Genomic DNA, 17,852 nt, shown 5'->3' with positions numbered 1-17,852 from the left:
GGGCACATCAGATACAAGCCGATCCGCGCGTGCGGTCTCGTCGAAAAAGGGGGGGAAAAGACAAATCAGGCGTTGCGGCGGGATTCGCGCGCGGCGACCTTGGCGCGGGTCAGCGGCAGCAGTTCGCGGCCGTAGTCTTCGGCATCGCTCAAGGGGTCGAAACCGCGGATAAGGAAGCTCGTCACGCCCAGCTCGTAGTAGGCAAGCAAGGCCTCGGCGACCTGGTCTGGCGTACCGACCAGCGCGGTGGAGTTGTGACCGCCACCCACCAGCGCGGCGATGCCAGTCCACAGGCGCTCGTCGACACGGTCGCCCTTGGCCACGGTCTGCAGCAGGCGCTGGGCGCCGACGCTCTGCGGCTTGTGGGCAATCACCGGGCCGGCGCGCTCCAGACGCTCGCGAGCCTGGCCCAGGATGCCCTCGGCCTTGGCCCAGGCGGCCTCCTCGGTCGCTGCGATGATCGGGCGGAACGATACGCTGAACTGCACTTCACGGCCGTTGAGCGCGGCTTGCCGGCGAACCTTGGCGATGGTTTCGGCAGTCTGCTCGAGCGACTCGCCCCAAAGGGCGTAGACGTCGGCGTGCTTGCCCGCGACTTCAAGCGCGGCTTGCGAAGATCCACCAAAGTAGATTGGCAAGTGCGGCTGCTGCAGCGGCTTGATCGCGGAAAAGGCGCCCTGCGCCTGGTAGTGGGTGCCTGCATGATCGAACGGCGCCTGCTCGGTCCAGACCTTGCGCACGACTTCGAGGAATTCGTCGGTGCGTGCATAGCGCTGGTCATGATCGAGATAGTCGCCGTCCTTGCGTTGCTCGGTATCGCTGCCGCCGCTGATCACATGCACGGCCAGGCGCCCGTCCAGCAGGTGATCCAGGGTCGCCAGCTTGCGCGCAGCCAGGGTCGGGGCGACGAAGCCCGGGCGATGGGCAAGGAGGAAGCTGATCCGCGAGGTGGCCTGGCCGGCGAGTGCGGTCACCAGGAAGCCATCCGGCTGATCGGACCAGTAGCCCACCAGAATGCGGTCAAAGCCGGCCTCTTCATGAGCCTGGGCGAAACGGGTGATGTAGTCCTTGTCGAAGATCGGTCCTGAGGAGTCGTGGATTTCCGACGACAGCCGATGGCCGATCATGCCGATGAATTGAACACTCATGGGGGTACCTTGATCTGTTGGCAATGAGAGGTGATATAGACGCTTTAGCGCTAACCAGACGGGTTTTTATAATTTAACGTTTAGTCAAAGCGCTGTGAAATTCGTTTTTGTCATAACCTAATGTCAGCGACATGTAAGGATTTCAGATGAAAACATGCGTCATGTAAATGCATTTTTTGCATATTAGCTTATGCATAATTTGAATTTTGAGAATAGTCAGGCCATTGTTAGGGTATTGCGTCACCGTTGCCCGAGTCTGAGAACATGAGCCAACCCCTGCGCCTTGAGCGCCTGCGTCATTTCATTGGCGCCCTGTCCGACCTGCTCGACCGGGAAACCGACGAGGGCAGCATTCTTGATCAGGGCCAGGGCCTGCTGCGCAGCCTGGTCGCCCATGATGACTGGCTGCCAGAGGAGCTGGCCCAGCCGGACCCTGCGCGCTACCAGCAATTCCTGTTGCACTGCGATTCGCGCCAGCGCTTCTCGATCGTCAGTTTCGTCTGGGGACCGGGGCAGACCACGCCGGTCCACGATCATCGTGTCTGGGGCCTGATCGGCATGTTGCGTGGCGCCGAGCATTCGCAAGGCTTTGCCTACGACGCGAGCGGCGCGCTGGCGCCGGCAGGCGTGGCCGTGCGCCTGGACCCCGGCGAAGTCGAAGCGGTCTCACCGCGCATCGGCGATATCCATCAGGTCAGCAACGCCTTCGATGACCAGGTATCGATCAGCATTCACGTGTACGGCGGCAACATCGGTGCGGTCAAGCGCGCCGTCTACCCTGCCGAAGGCGGCGAGAAAACCTTCGTTTCCGGTTATTCCAACTCCCAACTGCCCAATATCTGGGACCTGTCCAGAGAGACCCCTGCCCAATGAGCACTGCGACCACCCGTACCTACCAGGACATCCGCCAGGCACTGCTGGACAAGCAGGAACTGGCGCTCATAGACCTTCGCGAGGAAGACCCCTTCGCCCAGTCACACCCGCTGTTTGCTGCCAACGTGCCCCTGTCCAGGCTCGAGATCGAAATCTATGCCCGCGTGCCGCGCCGCGATACCGAGATCACGGTGTATGACGATGGTGAAGGCCTCGCCAGCGTGGCCGCCAAGCGCTTGCTGGCCCTTGGCTACACCGATGTCGCCGTCCTCGCGGGTGGCCTCGCCGGTTGGCGGGAGGCTGGCGGCGAGCTGTTCCGCGACGTCAACGTGCCGAGCAAGGCGTTTGGCGAGCTGGTCGAAAGCGAGCGTCACACCCCTTCGCTTGCCGCCGAGGAGGTCCAGGCGTTGCTCGACGCCAAGGCCGACGTGGTGGTGCTCGATGCCCGCCGATTCGACGAATATCAGACCATGAGTATCCCTGGCGGCATCAGCGTGCCGGGCGCCGAACTGGTGCTGCGGGTCGCCGAGCTGGCGCCCAATCCCCAGACCCAGGTCATCGTCAATTGCGCCGGGCGAACCCGGAGCATCATTGGCACGCAGTCTCTGGTGAATGCCGGCATCCCCAATCCAGTCGCCGCACTGCGCAATGGCACCATCGGCTGGACCCTGGCCGGCCAGCAACTGGCGCATGGCCAGGACCGTCAGTTCGACGCGGCCAGCGATGCTACCCGTGCCACCGCCGCCCGCAACGCCCGGGCCGTGGCGGACCGCGCTGGCGTGGTGCGCCTGGATCGCGAAGGCCTGGCCGCCTGGCAGGCCGAGACCCGGCGCACCACCTACCTGTTCGATGTGCGCACTCCCGAAGAGTATGTCGCCGGCCACCTGCCGGGCAGCCGTTCGACTCCGGGCGGCCAGCTGGTGCAGGAAACCGACCATGTGGCCAGCGTGCGCGGCGCGCGGATCGTGCTGGTCGACGACGACGGCGTGCGTGCCAACATGAGTGCCTCGTGGCTGGCCCAGATGGGTTGGCAGGTCGCGGTGCTCGATGGCCTGTCGGCGGGCGATTTCAGCGAGCACGGCGAATGGCAGGTGCCCTTGCCTGCCCTCCCGCGAGTGGACTCGATCGATAACGGCCAACTGGGCGAGTGGTTGCAGGAAAACGACACCGTGCTGCTGGATTTCACCACCAGCGCCAACTACGTCAAGCGCCACATTCCCGGTGCCTACTGGGCCATTCGCGCCCAGTTGCCGCAGGCGCTGGAACAGCTGCCAGTGGCCGAGCGCTACGTGGTGACCTGTGGCAGCAGCCTGCTGGCGCGCTTCGCCGCCATCGACCTGCAAGCCCTGACAGGCAAGCCAGTGCACGTGCTCGAAGGCGGCACCGCCCGCTGGATCGCCGCGCAATTGCCGCTCGACAGCGGTGAAGCACGGCTGGCCGTGCCGCGTACCGACCGCTACCGCCGCCCGTACGAGGGCACCGACAGCCCGCGTGAAGCGATGCAAGGGTATCTGGACTGGGAGTTCGGATTGGTCGAGCAGCTCGGGCGGGACGGGACGCATGGGTTCAGGGTGATTGGTTGACGCTTATTGGGCTGGCTTGCCAGCCCTTTCATGTCCGACATCATTCGCAATGATATTAACCTTCGCCTCGTTCGATTCGATCCCGTCCCCCGCGCCCGCCAGAATCCGCCCACTATCTCTATACATTGGCGGATTCCTCCATGGAACAATCACTCAAACCCTTGCGCTATCCCTTGGCTGCCCTGGCAGTACTGGTGATCAGCGCCTGCGGCCGGACGCCGGAGGCCGTGCAGGCACCCGCAGCACCCAAGGTCACCGTGGCCAAGGTCATCGAACAGCCCATCAACGAATGGGACGAGTTCACCGGCCGCCTCGAAGCCCCGGAGACCGTTGAAGTCCGTCCTCGGGTTTCCGGCCAGATCGACCAGGTGGCCTTTACCGAGGGTGCCCAGGTCAACAAGGGTGACTTGCTGTTCCAGATCGATCCCCGTCCGTTCCAGGCCGAGGTCCGCCGTCTCGAAGCCCAGGTGCAGCAAGCCCGCGCTACCGCCGTGCGCAGCGAAAACGAAGCTCGCCGCGGCGAGCGACTGCGTGACAGCAACGCGATTTCCGCCGAACTGGCCGAGTCGCGCAGCAGCGCGGCCACCGAGGCCCGTGCCGGGGTTGCCGCCATCCAGGCCCAGCTGGACCTGGCGCGCCTGAACCTGAGCTTCACCCGCGTCACCGCCCCCATCAGCGGCCGCGTCAGCCGCGCCCAGTTCACCGCGGGCAACATCGTCACCGCCGACGTCACGCCGCTGACCAGCGTGGTCTCCACCGACAAGGTCTACGCCTACTTCGACGCCGACGAGCGCGTCTACCTCAAGTACACCCAGCTCGCCCGCGACGGCCAGCGCGGCCAGAGCACCCCGGTATACCTGGGCCTGTCCAACGAAAGCGGCAACCCGCACCTGGGCCAGATGAACTTCGTCGACAACCAGGTCAACCCGCGCACCGGCACGATCCGCGGACGGGCCGTGTTCGACAACCGCGACGGGCAATTCACCCCGGGTCTCTATGCGCGCCTGAAGCTGGTCGGCAGCGCCACCTACTCGGCCATGCTGATCAACGATGAGGCCGTGGGTACCGACCTCGGCAAGAAGTTCGTGCTGGTGATGGACCAGGACAACAAGGCCGCCTACCGCGCGGTCGAGCTGGGCCCGAAACTCGAAGGCCTGCGCATCGTGCGCGAGGGCCTGCACAAGGATGACCGCATCGTGGTCAAGGGCCTGCAGCGGGTGCGTCCAGGCTCGCAAGTCGCGCCAGAGGAAACCCCGATGGCCAGCGAGGCGACCCTTGCCACCCTCGCCCGTCAGCGCCAGGCGCTCGAAGCCAGCAATCCGGCCCCGACCGGCTCCAGCGTGAAACTTGCCAGCGCCTCCGCGCCGCGCGGTTAAGAGACCAGACCCATGAATTTCTCAAAATTCTTCATCACCCGGCCGATCTTCGCCGCCGTGCTGTCGCTGTTGACCCTGATCGCGGGCAGTATCGCGCTGTTCCAGCTGCCGATCAGCGAATACCCGGAGGTGGTGCCACCGACCGTGGTGGTACGCGCCAACTTCCCCGGGGCCAACCCCAAGGTCATCGGCGAGACCGTCGCCGCGCCACTCGAGCAGGCCATCACCGGGGTCGAGAACATGCTCTACATGTCCTCCCAGTCCACCGCCGACGGCAAGCTGACCCTGACCATCACCTTTGCCCTGGGCACCGACCTGGACAATGCGCAGGTGCAGGTGCAGAACCGCGTCACCCGTACCCAGCCCAAACTGCCGGAGGAAGTGACGCGTATCGGTATCACCGTCGACAAGGCCTCGCCCGACCTGACCATGGTGGTGCACCTGACCTCGCCGGATAACCGCTACGACATGCTCTACCTGTCCAACTACGCCATCCTCAATATCAAGGATGAGCTGGCGCGCCTGGGCGGCGTCGGGGACGTGCAGATGTTCGGCATGGGCGACTACTCGCTGCGGGTATGGCTCGACCCGAACAAGACCGCCTCGCGCAACCTCACCGCCAGCGACGTGGTGACGGCCATTCGCGAGCAGAACCGCCAGGTAGCGGCCGGCCAGCTGGGCTCGCCACCCGCGCCGGGCACGACCAGCTTCCAGCTGTCGATCAATACCCAGGGCCGCCTGGTCAACGAGGAAGAGTTCGAGAACATCATCATCCGCGCTGGCGCCGACGGCGAGATCACCCGTCTCAAGGACATCGCCCGGGTCGAGCTGGGCTCCAGCCAATACGCCCTGCGCTCGCTGCTGAACAACCAGCCGGCAGTGGCCATCCCGATCTTCCAGCGCCCTGGCTCCAACGCCATCGACATCTCCGACGAGGTGCGGGCGAAAATGGCCGAGTTGAAAAAGTCTTTCCCCGAAGGCATGGACTACAGCATCGTCTATGACCCGACGGTATTCGTGCGTGGCTCGATCGAGGCCGTGGTGCATACCCTGTTCGAGGCGCTGATCCTGGTTGTGCTGGTGGTGATCCTGTTCCTGCAGACCTGGCGCGCCTCGATCATCCCGCTGCTGGCCGTGCCGGTGTCGCTGATCGGCACCTTTGCGGTGATGCACCTGTTCGGCTTCTCGCTCAACGCCCTGTCGCTGTTCGGGCTGGTGCTGGCGATCGGGATCGTGGTGGACGACGCCATCGTCGTGGTGGAAAACGTCGAGCGCAATATCGGTCTCGGGCTCAAGCCCATCGAGGCCACGCAAAAGGCCATGAGCGAGGTCACCGGGCCTATCGTCGCTACTGCCCTGGTGCTGTGCGCGGTATTCGTGCCGGCGGCGTTCATCTCGGGCCTGACGGGTCAGTTCTACAAGCAGTTCGCCCTGACCATCGCCATCTCGACCGTGATCTCGGCGTTCAACTCGCTGACCCTGTCGCCCGCGCTGGCCGCGGTACTGCTCAAGGAACACCATGCACCGAAGGACCGTTTCTCGCTGTTGCTGGAGCGCTTGCTGGGCGGCTGGCTGTTCGCGCCGTTCAACCGCTTCTTCGACCGGGCCAGCCATGGCTATGTGGGGGGCGTGCGCCGGGTCATCCGGGGCAGCGGCATTGCCTTGTTCGTCTATGCAGGCTTGATCGGCCTGACCTACCTGGGCTTCTCGTCCACGCCGACCGGCTTCGTGCCAGCACAGGACAAGCAGTACCTGGTCGCCTTCGCCCAATTGCCTGACGCCGCCAGCCTCGACCGCACCGAGGCGGTGATCAAGAAGATGAGCGAGATTGCCCTCAAGCAACCTGGCGTTGCCGACTCGGTGGCCTTCCCGGGCCTGTCGATCAATGGGTTCACCAACAGCCCCAACAGCGGCATCGTGTTCACCCCGCTCAAGCCGTTCGACGAGCGCAAGGACCCGAGCCAGTCGGCCCAGGCCATCGCCGCCGCGCTCAACGCGCAGTTCGCCGATATCCAGGACGCCTACATCGCCATCTTCCCACCGCCGCCGGTACAGGGCCTGGGCACCATCGGCGGGTTCCGCCTGCAGATCGAAGACCGCGGCAACCTGGGCTACGAGGCACTGTACAAGGAAACCCAGAACATCATCGCCAAGAGCCAGAACGTGCCAGAGCTGGCCGGGCTGTTCACCAGCTACCAGGTCAATGTGCCCCAGGTCGATGCCGCCATCGACCGTGAAAAGGCCAAGACCCATGGCGTGGCGATCAACGACATCTTCGACACCCTGCAGATCTACCTGGGATCGCTGTACACCAACGACTTCAACCGCTTTGGCCGCACCTACCAGGTCAACGTCCAGGCCGAGCAGCAGTTCCGTCTCGATGCCGAGCAGATCGGCCAGCTCAAGGTGCGCAACAATCGGGGCGAGATGATCCCGCTGGCGACCTTCCTGAAGGTCAGCGACACTTCTGGGCCTGACCGGGTCATGCACTACAACGGCTTCATCACCGCCGAGATCAATGGTGCGGCCGCGCCGGGCTACAGCTCTGGCCAGGCCGAACAGGCGATCGAGAAGCTGCTGCGCCAGGAGCTGCCCAACGGCATGACGTTCGAATGGACCGAGCTGACCTACCAGCAGATCCTGTCGGGCAACACCGCGCTGTTCGTCTTCCCGCTGTGCGTGCTGCTGGCCTTCCTGGTGCTGGCCGCGCAGTACGAAAGCTGGAGCCTGCCGCTGGCGGTGATCCTGATCGTGCCGATGACCCTGCTCTCGGCCATCACCGGGGTGATCCTGACGGGCAGCGACAACAACATCTTCACCCAGATCGGCTTGATCGTACTGGTGGGGCTGGCGTGCAAGAACGCGATCCTGATCGTCGAGTTCGCCAAGGACAAGCAAGCCGAAGGGCTAGACCCGCTGGCTGCGGTGCTCGAAGCCTGCCGACTGCGCCTGAGACCGATCCTGATGACCTCGATTGCCTTCATCATGGGCGTGGTGCCGCTGGTGTTCTCCTCCGGTGCCGGTGCCGAAATGCGCCATGCCATGGGTGTCGCGGTGTTCTCGGGCATGATCGGTGTGACGGTGTTCGGGCTGTTCCTGACCCCTGTGTTCTTTGTTCTGATCCGCCGTCGCGTGGAGCGTCGCGAGGCCCGCAAGGCCGCCGCAGCGCTGGCGCTGGAGACCCACGCATGAAGCTGCTCAAACCCTTGACCCCAAGCCTGCTGGCACTGGCCCTGGCGGCCTGCGCCGTCGGCCCTGACTATAAGTCGCCAGACACCGCGCCGGCGTCCATCGAGGCCACTGGGCAGGCAAGCAAGGCCTATGACCGCAGCCGCTTCGAGAGCAGTTGGTGGCGTCAATTCGAAGATCCGGTGTTGAACCAGCTGGTGCAGGCCTCGCTGGCCGGTAACCGCGACCTGCGCGTGGCGTTCGCCCGGCTCAAGTCGGCCCGCTCGATCCGCGAGGACGTCGACAATGATGCGTTGCCGACCGTCACCAGCCGCGCCAGCAGCGACATCGGCAAGGGCCAGGTGCCGGGCCAGACCGACCGCCGGGTCAACAGCGAACGCTATGACCTGGGGCTGGACATGATCTGGGAGCTCGACCTGTTCGGCCGTATCCAGCGCCAGCTGGAAGCGAGCGAAGCCCAGGAAGCCGCCGCCGAGGCCGACCTGCAAGCGCTGCAGGTCAGCCTGATCGCCGAGCTGGTCGATGCCTACGGCCAGCTGCGTGGTGCGCAACTGCGTGAAAAGATCGCCGTGGCCAACCTCAAGACCCAGCAGGATTCGCGCCGCATCACCGAGACCCTGCGCGACGCAGGCGTCGGCAACGAGCTGGACGTGGTCCGCGCCGACGCTCGCCTCGCGGCGGTCGAAGCCACCGTGCCGCAGTTGCAGGCCGAGCAGGCGCGAGCGCGTCATCGCATCGCGACCTTGCTGGGGCAGCGGCCAGACAGCCTGGGAGTCGACCTTTCGCCAGCGCAGTTGCCTGCAATCGCCAAGGCCCTGCCGATCGGCGATCCGGGGGAATTGCTGCGCCGCCGGCCTGACATCCGCAGCGCCGAACGCCAGCTGGCCGCCGCCACTGCCAATGTCGGCGTGGCCACCGCCGACCTGTTCCCTCGGGTCAGCCTCAGCGGCTTCCTGGGCTTTACCGCAGCGCGCGGATCGCAACTGGGCTCGTCCGCCGCCAACGCCTGGTCGCTCGGCCCGAGCATTACCTGGGCCGCCTTCGACCTCGGCAGCGTCCGGGCCCGCCTGCGCGGTGCCGAGGCGGATGCCGATGGCGCCCTGGCTACCTACGAGCAGCAAGTGTTGCTGGCGCTCGAAGAGTCGGCCAACGCATTCAGCGACTACGGCAAGCGCCAGCAGCGCCTGCTCGCGCTGATGCGCCAGAGCGACGCCAGCCGCAAGGCGGCCGACCTGGCGTCGGTGCGCTATCGCGAAGGCACTGTCGATTATCTCGTGCTGCTCGATGCCGAGCGCGAACGCCTGAGTGCGGAGGATGCCCAGGCGCTGGGTGAGGTCGAGCTGTATCGGGGGATTGTGGAGATCTACAAGGCGCTGGGGGGTGGCTGGCAGGCTGACGCGGTTGCGGTGCATTAAAGGCGCGTCCTGATTCCTGAAGCGCCGCTCGCGGCGCTTCGCGGGCAAGTCGGGACCTCGAACCGCCGCTCCTTGGTACTGCGCCAATCTTGGGAATGGCGCCGTCCAGTAGGAGCCCATTCCTGACGACGCGCGCATAAGCATGTTGCGCTATGTCACTGTTGGCTCGCCATCCTCGGCCCATTTGCATTTCCCACCCACCTGTCCCAAGCTCTGCCTTCCCTCCTGCGCGGAAGCCCTCATGCCTAAACGCCGCCTCTACCTGATCGCCTTGCTGTCGCTGATCGTGGGGCTGTGCGTGTTCGCCTATCTGCTCGACGACAACAGTCCCGCCACATCGACTGTGCCGAGCTACAGCTATGGCAAGGCGCTGCGCCAGGCCCATGACGGTTTGCCCGGTGCCGCGAGGGTGTTGTACCAGCAACTGCAACGCTCCGACCTGACGCCCATTCGCCGCGCGGCGCTCTACGCCGAACTGCCCAACTATCCCTCACCCACAGCGCTGAAGCTGGCCAGCCAGGACCTCGAGCATGATGACCCAATGGTGCGCCGCGCAGCCATCGCCTGCATCGCGCGCATGCTGCCCGAAGCGCAGCGCAGCCTGGTACTGGGCCCGATGCTGGAGGACAAGGATCAGGGGGTACGCTTTGCCGGGGTCGATGCCTTGCTGGGCCTGGGTCCGGATGATATCGGCCTCTATATAGGCACGTTGCAGACCGCGCTGGAGCAGTACCGGCAGGCGCTGCAATTGCAGCCGGACGACGCCGCAGCGCAATTGCACCTGGCGCGGTTGTACCTGCATGACGATGACTTCGAGCAGGCGGCGGCGGCCTTGCAGCAAAGCCTGCGCACAGCCCCTGACAGCCTGGACGCGCTGTCTACCCAGGTGCTGCTGCTGGAACGCCAGGGCCACCACGATGCCTCGCGCCAGGTACTGGCCAAGGCACTGGCGCTGCAGCCTGACTCTGCCTTCCTGCAACATGAGCTGGGCCTGTGGCTGACCCGCCATGACCAGGATGAATATGCCCTGCTGGCGTTTTCGCGCGCGGTCGAGCTGGAGCCGGACAATATCGGTTACCGGCAGGCGCTGGCGATCGCCTTGCATGGCCTGGACCAGCTGGATGCGGCGCAGCGGCAACTTGAGACCGTGCTCGGCCAGCAACCGGCCAATCGTCAGGCGCGGGTATTGCTGATCGAGTACTGGAAAGAGAGCGGGCAACTGCAGAATGTCCAGGTGCTGCTGGCCCAGCTGGAGCAGCAGAACCCGGACGATCCGCTGGTCCAGCAAGGGCTTTAGCGCACTCGGGAAACAGGGTTGAACCGCAGCATCCGCCCTGTGGTCCAGAGATCATGGCAGTAGCCAAAGCACGTGCATATGGCGTGCCCATGATCACAGGAGATTCACCTTGGCCGTTTCGTTGTCGCTGGACGAACGCGCCCTGATCCTTGCACCAGCAACCCTGGGGGGCGAGACCTCTCGGCATTTGCTGAGCGCAGGCATCGGGAGCCTTCACGCGACTGACATTCTCCAGTTCGAGCAACTGCTGACAGAAGGCGTCGGTGTGGCGATCATCGCGCACGAATGCCTTCCGGCCAACGACCAGACTCCCGTTCATCGTTTCATCCGGCAGCAGCCGCGATGGTCGGATGTTCCTGTATTGCTGCTGGCACTGGCCACACCCGCAACGACCGCCGATGGCGAGTCTTCTGTTGCAGCCCTGGGCAACCTGTTTCGCCTGCATTCTCCGCTCGATCCCCAGCAGCTGGTCCACCTGGCCGAAAGCGCCCTGCGTGCCCGCCGTCGCCAGTATCAGGCCCGTGACCAGGAAGCACGTTTGCAGACGTTGCTGCACGAGCAAAACCAACGCCTGAAAGCCGAAGCCCAGGCACTGCATCAAACGCGCAAGATGGAGGCCATTGGTCAACTGGCAGGCGGCGTCGCACATGATTTCAACAACCTGCTCACCAGCATCGGTGGCAGCCTCGAATTGATCGGCAAGCGCCTGGATCGTGGTCAGACCGAGGGTCTGCAACCATTGTTGGGTCTGGGCAGGGATGCCGTCGGCCGCGCCGCGCGACTTACCCATCGACTGCTTGCCTTCTCCAGCCGACAATCCCTGGCAAGCGAAGCGATCGACCTCAATGCGATGCTGCTGAGCCAGAAACTGACCGAGACCCCCGATACCCCGGTCAGCCTGGATGTACAGATGGAACCCGGCCTCTGGCATGTCGAAGCCGACGGCCCGCAGCTGCAGGTAGCGCTGGACAACCTCTTGCACAATGCTTGCGAGGCGATGCCCAACGGCGGCCATCTGCAGATCACCGCGAGCAACCAGCACATCGATCATGACACCTTCGCCGATCACAGCCTGCCAAGCGGGGAATACTTGCGCCTGAGCATCACCGATGACGGCCAGGGGATGTCACAAAGTACGCTCGACCGCGCGTTCGAGCCGTTTTTCACCACCAAGCCGGTCGGACAGGGCATCGGCATGGGCCTGTCCATGGTCTATGGCTTCAGCAAGCAGTCACGCGGCCATGTGATCTTGCACAGCGAGATAGGCCGCGGCACGCGCGTGGATCTTTATCTGCCGCGTTTCCATGGGGAGGTTCCGCGACCCAGCGCGGTCGCCAAGACCATCAATCCGTCGGCAAGCTGCGAAGTGCTGATCGTCGAGGATGATCCCGAAGTCCGGCAGATCGTCTACCAGGCGCTGAGCGAAGAAGGCTACCAGTGCTCGGTGGCGAGCGATGCCAGCGAGGCATTGCCCATGCTGCGCTCGACGCGCCCGATCGCGCTGCTGGTCAGCGACGTCGGCCTGCCGGGGATGAACGGCCGGCAACTGGCAGAGATCGCGCGCAAGCTGCGGCCCAACCTGCAGATCCTGTTCATCACCGGTTTCGCCGAAACCGCCATGGCCCGTACCGGCTTCCTCGACCCTGGGATGCAACTCATCTGCAAACCGTTCGAGCTGAGCCTGCTGCAGGAGACAGTTGCGCGGATCATCGGCAGCCCACGCAATACTGAGGCCAAGCCAAGCCCGACGCCTCCTCGCTAGCGACCGATGTCTTCATTCCACAGCTGCGGCTGGGCTTCGATGAAGTCCTGCATCAGCGTGTGGCAATCGTGCGATTGCACGACCGTGACCTCCACCCCTCGCGATCTCAGCAGCGCCTCTTCACCGAGGAAGGTCTGGTTTTCACCCACTATCACCTTGCCAATTCCGTACAACAGAATCGCGCCGCTGCACATCGGGCAGGGAGACAAGGTGGTGTAGAGCGTAGCCGCCTGATAGACACTGGCAGGTTGCCGGCCGGCGTTTTCCAGCGCGTCCATCTCACCGTGCAGAATCGCGCTACCCGACTGCACCCGCCGGTTGTGCCCACGGCCGATGATGCGGCCCTCATGCACCAGCACCGAGCCGATAGGAATGCCGCCCTCCTCCAGGCCCAGGCGGGCCTCGTCGATCGCAGCCTGCATGAATTGATCCGGGGTAATCCTGTCCATCTTGATCCTCGACCTGGGTCCGTTTTCCGCAGGCTAGCATACCGTCAGCCTGGCAAGGCAGAGCGTCAGCCGACGACTATGCTGATTAGGCTTTCGCCCGCGCCCCGAAGCTGGCGGGACCATCACAGTCATGGGAGTCTGGTCATGAGCAAGAAATTCCTGGTGGTGCTGACCAACACGGCCAAGTACCCGACGATCAAGCGTGCCACGGGGCTGTGGCTGGGCGAGGCGGTGCACTTCGTCGACGAGGTTCAAAAGGCGGGGCATGCAGTGGATTACGTGAGCCCGGAAGGAGGCTACGTGCCAGTCGATCCCCATAGCCTGCAACTGGCGGCCGATATCGACTGGCAATGGTATGCCGACAAGACATTCATGAACCGTCTGGGCGGTACCCTGAGCCCGGGCCAGGTCAAGGCTGCCGACTACTGCGCCATCTATTACACCGGCGGGCACGGCGTGGTCTGGGATTTCCCCGACAACCACGCACTGCAGGAGCTGGCACGGCAGATTTTCGAACAGGGCGGCGTGGTGTCGGCGGTATGCCATGGCGCGGTGGGCCTGCTCAATATCAAGCTCAGCGATCACAGCCTGCTGGTCAGAGGCCGCGAGGTGACGGGCTTTTCCAACATAGAGGAGAAGCTCGCCGAACTCGACAGGGTGGTGCCCTACCTGACGGAAAACGAGCTGGTTGCCCGCGGCGGGCTGTATTGCAAGGCGGAGGAACCCTGGGCGGCGTTTGCCGTGGCCGATGGACGGCTGGTCACCGGCCAGAATCCGGCTTCCGCGCGGTTGGTGGCGCAAAAAGTCCTGCAGACCCTCGACAGCAACGACAGGGCTGACGCTGCATCGTCCTGAATCCTGGGCACAGGTCTACCCGGACTACAGCCATGTCCGACGACCCCCGCTTAAGCTTGAGTCTCTCCTCCCACGGCCGGGCGCCCTGGGGGCTCATGCTGGCGAGGGAAAGTCATGTCTTTCAAATGTTGCGCGGGCCGCAGTCTGCTGGACCTTGTGTTGCTCATAGCGATCGGCCTGGCACCGGTGCTCTGTGGCATGCTGATCATGGTGATGCAAGCCGACAGGAAGCTGGACGAGTTCTCGAGGTTTGCCGCCATCGAAGCGGTGCACCGTGTCGATCAGGTGATCAGCATGCTGCACGAAAGCAGCAGCCGAAACCTGCACCTTGCCGGCCAGCCTTGTCTTGAGGTCGCGCAGCAGCTGCGCAGCCATGTGGCTGCCATTCCCAATCTGCGCGCGCTGGCACTGACCAGGGGCACTACGCGTTATTGCGATTCGGTCGATGGCGAGCAGTCCCAGCCCATCGAGTCCAAGCGGTTTTCAAAACACCGGCTATGGCTTGAACACGGCTACAGCAAAGGCTCCGACGCGCCGATCCTGAATTACTGGCTGCTTGAGCAACCCAATGGGGTAATCGCACAGGCAGACGCCCGCACGCTGGTCGGTGAACTGGAAGGGTTCGAAAATGGCATCCTGCTGAGACTCGAATTCGGTCAAGACTACCTCTGGCCGCAACACAGCGAAGCCGACGCTCTGCTGCCTGATCAGCGCGAGCACCGGGCGCGGGCCATCTCGGAGCAGTTCGGTTATTCGGTACAGGCTGGCTACCCGCTCGGGCACTCGCGAAGCGAGATGAAGCAGTGGATCATCATGACCCTGCCATCGCTGATTCTGGTCGGTATCCTGACGAGCGGGATCGCCCATTGGGGCATGTTCCGGCAAGCCCCACGGCGCCGGTCAGCCGCCCCTGCAGAGGCGCGGGACTGACCGGCCGCGCGGCTTACTCGACGCTCAGGACGCCTCGGCGCACCTGGTCTCGCTCGATCGATTCGAACAGGGCCTTGAAGTTGCCCTCGCCGAAGCCGTCATCACCCTTGCGCTGGATGAACTCGAAGAACACCGGGCCCATCAGGGTTTCCGAGAAAATCTGCAGCAGCAGACGCTTGTCGCCCGAGTCAGCCGCGCCATCGAGCAGGATTCCGCGGGCCTGAAGCTGGTCAACCGGCTCCCCATGACCTGGAAGGCGGCCTTCGAGCATTTCATAGTAGGTATCGGGAGGTGCGGTCATGAAGCGCATGCCCAGTGCCTTGAGCCGGTCCCAGGTGTCGACCAGGTCATCGGTGAGAAACGCCACGTGCTGGATGCCTTCGCCATTGAACTGCATCAGGAATTCTTCGATCTGCCCGGCACCCTTGGACGACTCCTCGTTCAGCGGGATACGGATCATGCCGTCGGGTGCGGTCATGGCCTTGGACGTCAGGCCGGTGTACTCGCCCTTGATATCGAAGTAACGGATCTCGCGGAAGTTGAACAGCTTCTCGTAGAAGCCGGCCCAGTAGGCCATGCGCCCGCGATAGACGTTGTGGGTCAGGTGATCGATGATCTTGAGCCCGGCGCCCTGGGGATGGCGCTCGACGCCTTCCAGGTAGTTGAAGTCGATGTCATAGATCGAGCTGCCTTCCTCGTAACGGTCGATCAGGTACAGCGGCGCGCCGCCGATGCCCTTGATCGCTGGCAGGCGCAGCTCCATCGGGCCTGTTTCGATTTCGACCGGCTGGGCACCCAGTTCCAGCGCACGGGCGTAGGCTTCATGGGCGTTGCGCACGCGAAACGCCATGCCGCAGACGGATGGACCATGCTCAGCGGCAAAGTAGGAGGCAATACTCTTGGGTTCGTTGTTCAGGATCAGGTTGATCGCGCCCTGGCGGTACAGGTGCACATCCTTGGAACGGTGGGTAGCGACCTTGGTGAAGCCCATGATCTGGAAGATCGGCTCCAGCACGCCGGGGGTCGGCGAAGCGAACTCGATGAATTCGAAGCCGGTCAGGCCCATCGGGTTTTCGTAGATATCAGCCATGTAGGTGTCCTCATCAAAAGCAGTAATAAACGGTCAACGTTTGCTATCGATGCGGGACACAGGGGGTGCACAGGGGATTCCCCGCACGCTGCGTGCAAGGTAGTCACCGTAGATCAGCTTGAACCCAAGGCATTTCATAGGACCCAGTCTCGGCGGTTGGTTTCTCCAGGGCCTGGAGAACCTTATTGTTGTATTCGTAACCCGATTCTACAGTGCGTAAATCAGTTTGTCGCAGTGTAGTTCACCCATTGCGTACGACGAACGGATATCCTCTGGCCACGATTCCTCCTACAAGGGTAGCCAGCATGCCTCTCACGGTAAAACGCCCGTCGCGCTGGAGCTGGCCCTCCCTGTTGCCCTGGTGCGTTGGCGTGCTCCCACTGATCTGCGGGCTGGCCGTGGCGCGCTGGCAATCTGAGCGCGATCTTCAGGAGGCCAGCCGCGTGACCGCCCAGCAGGTAGTGACACAGGTCGAGCGCATCCTTGACAACGTCTCTGGCGCCGCGGCTGCGCTGATGCCGTTGGCCGGCCGCTCCTGCGGCGAGGTCACCCTGGCGCTGCGCGAGCAGGTGACGCGCAACTCGTTCGTGCGCTCCACCGCCCTGTTCAACAACGACAGGCTCTATTGCAGCTCGCTGTTCGGCGACTACGACGAAGCGGTCAACGCCGCGGACTACACCGGTGGCCTGCTGTGGCTGATGGAGGGCAACCTGGTCACCCCCGGCAGTGCATTGCTGGTCTACCGGGCAAGCCAGGACAGTCGCGGCGCGCTAGCCGCGGTCCACGGTGACCATTTGCTCACTGCACTGCGCCTGATCGGCCCGGCCAGCGAGCTGCGCCTGCAGGTGGGTCACCACTGGATGGACAAAAACGGTCAGGTGCACGACGGCGCGGCACCCTCCTCGGCCGCGGCGGCCATTGCCCTGGCGTCGGTGCGCTACCCGTTCACCGTGGTCGGCGGCTTCGAGGCCGGCAAGCCGGGCGAGCTCATGCGCAGCCAATACCCGGCGCTGCTCGGTCTGCTGCTGGTGTTCGGGGTGCTGGCCGGGCTGGCATGCCGCTGGCAGATCCGCCGGGCGCAGTCGCCACGGGCCGAGCTGCAACGGGCACTGGAAGCTGGGGAGTTCCTGCCGTACTTCCAGCCCGTGGTGCGCAAGGGCGACTATCGCTGGTCCGGGGTGGAGGTGCTGATGCGCTGGCAACATCCACGCGAGGGCCTGGTGCGCCCCGACCTGTTCATCCCCTATGCCGAGCACAGTGGCCACATAGTCGCCATGACCCGCGCATTGATGCAGCGTACCGCCGAAGCGATCGCGCCCTACGCTGCGTTGCTCGATGACGGCTTTCACATCGGCATCAACATCACCGCCGACCATTGCCGCGACCTGGAGCTGCTCGACGACTGCCAGAGCTTTCTCGAGCACTTCCCACCAGGTCGCGTGGTGCTGACCCTGGAGTTGACGGAGCGCAAGCTGATCGAAGCGACGCCCATCACCCTCGAGCTGTTCGAAAAGCTGCATGCCCTGGGCGTGATGATCGCCCTGGACGACTTTGGCACAGGCCAGTCAAGCCTCAACTACCTGCGCCAGTTCAAGATCGACTACCTCAAGATCGACCAGAGCTTCGTCGCCATGATCGGCAGCGATGCCCTGTCCCAGCACATTCTGGACAGCATCATCGAGCTGTCGACCAAGCTTGGGCTGGGCATTGTCGCCGAAGGAGTGGAAACAGGGGTCCAGCGCGATTACCTCGCGCGTCATGGCGTGGACTTTCAGCAGGGTTACCTGTTTGCCCGGCCAATGACCTACGAGGCGCTGTTGAAGGCGCTGGCGGGACAGCCCGGCAGTTCGAGGTTGCCGCAGGGGGCACGCGCCTGAGATCATGC

At 64.0% G+C, this 17,852-nt stretch carries 13 protein-coding genes; 10 read left to right on the top strand and 3 right to left on the bottom strand.

All coding sequences use genetic code 11. From position 1 onward, the window contains the following. Positions 1 to 65 precede the first annotated feature (65 nt). A complete protein-coding gene (locus tag AC0ZZU_RS16230; RefSeq protein ID WP_476342049.1) occupies positions 66 to 1,148 on the bottom strand; it encodes an LLM class flavin-dependent oxidoreductase in 1,083 nt (360 codons plus the stop codon). A gap of 264 nt (positions 1,149 to 1,412) precedes the next feature. On the opposite strand from AC0ZZU_RS16230, the gene AC0ZZU_RS16225 reads away from it, so the two are divergent. From AC0ZZU_RS16225 to AC0ZZU_RS16195, 7 genes are all read left to right on the top strand, one after another. Then, positions 1,413 to 2,021, top strand: a complete 609-nt coding sequence (locus tag AC0ZZU_RS16225) for a cysteine dioxygenase family protein (protein ID WP_476342047.1) — start codon at positions 1,413 to 1,415, stop codon at positions 2,019 to 2,021. Continuing rightward, positions 2,018 to 3,604: a rhodanese-related sulfurtransferase gene (locus AC0ZZU_RS16220; protein WP_476342045.1), complete on the top strand. Its 1,587-nt coding sequence runs from the start codon at positions 2,018 to 2,020 to the stop codon at positions 3,602 to 3,604. Before AC0ZZU_RS16225 ends, AC0ZZU_RS16220 begins: the two co-directional genes overlap by 4 nt. 140 nt (positions 3,605 to 3,744) lie before the next feature. Continuing rightward, positions 3,745 to 4,980, top strand: coding sequence for a multidrug efflux RND transporter periplasmic adaptor subunit MexE (mexE, locus tag AC0ZZU_RS16215; protein ID WP_476342044.1), 1,236 nt, complete (start codon positions 3,745 to 3,747; stop codon positions 4,978 to 4,980). Between the two features lie 12 nt (positions 4,981 to 4,992). After that, positions 4,993 to 8,172 carry an efflux RND transporter permease subunit gene (locus tag AC0ZZU_RS16210; RefSeq protein ID WP_158458367.1) on the top strand — a complete coding sequence of 1,060 codons (3,180 nt, stop codon included), beginning with the start codon at positions 4,993 to 4,995 and terminating at the stop codon, positions 8,170 to 8,172. Beyond that, on the top strand, positions 8,169 to 9,584 hold the full coding sequence (locus AC0ZZU_RS16205) for an efflux transporter outer membrane subunit (RefSeq protein WP_476342042.1): 1,416 nt from the start codon (positions 8,169 to 8,171) through the stop codon (positions 9,582 to 9,584). The genes AC0ZZU_RS16210 and AC0ZZU_RS16205 overlap by 4 nt, the downstream gene beginning before the upstream one ends. Before the next feature lie 241 nt (positions 9,585 to 9,825). Further along, positions 9,826 to 10,881 (top strand): tetratricopeptide repeat protein, encoded by a 1,056-nt coding sequence (locus AC0ZZU_RS16200; RefSeq protein ID WP_476342041.1) that lies wholly within the window; start codon positions 9,826 to 9,828, stop codon positions 10,879 to 10,881. A 109-nt stretch (positions 10,882 to 10,990) separates the two neighbouring features. Then, a complete protein-coding gene (locus AC0ZZU_RS16195; protein WP_476342040.1) occupies positions 10,991 to 12,643 on the top strand; it encodes an ATP-binding protein in 1,653 nt (550 codons plus the stop codon). Here AC0ZZU_RS16195 and AC0ZZU_RS16190 read toward each other — a convergent pair. Continuing rightward, positions 12,640 to 13,092, bottom strand: a complete 453-nt coding sequence (locus tag AC0ZZU_RS16190) for a nucleoside deaminase (protein WP_476342039.1) — start codon at positions 13,090 to 13,092, stop codon at positions 12,640 to 12,642. The genes AC0ZZU_RS16195 and AC0ZZU_RS16190 overlap by 4 nt on opposite strands. A 144-nt stretch (positions 13,093 to 13,236) precedes the next feature. Here AC0ZZU_RS16190 and AC0ZZU_RS16185 point away from each other — a divergent pair, with 144 nt between their 5' ends. Together AC0ZZU_RS16185 and AC0ZZU_RS16180 are read left to right on the top strand one after the other, a co-directional pair. Next, the gene (locus tag AC0ZZU_RS16185) at positions 13,237 to 13,947 is read left to right on the top strand and encodes a type 1 glutamine amidotransferase domain-containing protein (RefSeq protein ID WP_476342038.1); all 711 of its coding nucleotides are present in this window, start codon (positions 13,237 to 13,239) and stop codon (positions 13,945 to 13,947) included. A gap of 114 nt (positions 13,948 to 14,061) precedes the next feature. Next, complete coding sequence (locus AC0ZZU_RS16180) at positions 14,062 to 14,877, top strand: CSS-motif domain-containing protein (RefSeq protein WP_476342037.1); 816 nt, start codon at positions 14,062 to 14,064, stop codon at positions 14,875 to 14,877. A 13-nt stretch (positions 14,878 to 14,890) separates the two neighbouring features. On the opposite strand, the gene hppD is transcribed toward AC0ZZU_RS16180, so the two are convergent. Next, positions 14,891 to 15,967: a 4-hydroxyphenylpyruvate dioxygenase gene (gene hppD / locus AC0ZZU_RS16175; protein WP_476342036.1), complete on the bottom strand. Its 1,077-nt coding sequence runs from the start codon at positions 15,965 to 15,967 to the stop codon at positions 14,891 to 14,893. A gap of 305 nt (positions 15,968 to 16,272) precedes the next feature. Between hppD and AC0ZZU_RS16170 the strand changes: the two genes are divergently transcribed. Continuing rightward, positions 16,273 to 17,844 carry an EAL domain-containing protein gene (locus AC0ZZU_RS16170; RefSeq protein WP_476342034.1) on the top strand — a complete coding sequence of 524 codons (1,572 nt, stop codon included), beginning with the start codon at positions 16,273 to 16,275 and terminating at the stop codon, positions 17,842 to 17,844. The last annotated feature ends 8 nt before the right edge of the window (positions 17,845 to 17,852 follow it).

This window comes from Pseudomonas sp. JE3303 (assembly GCF_056312565.1).
This window is presented reverse-complemented; position numbering and strand designations above follow the sequence as displayed.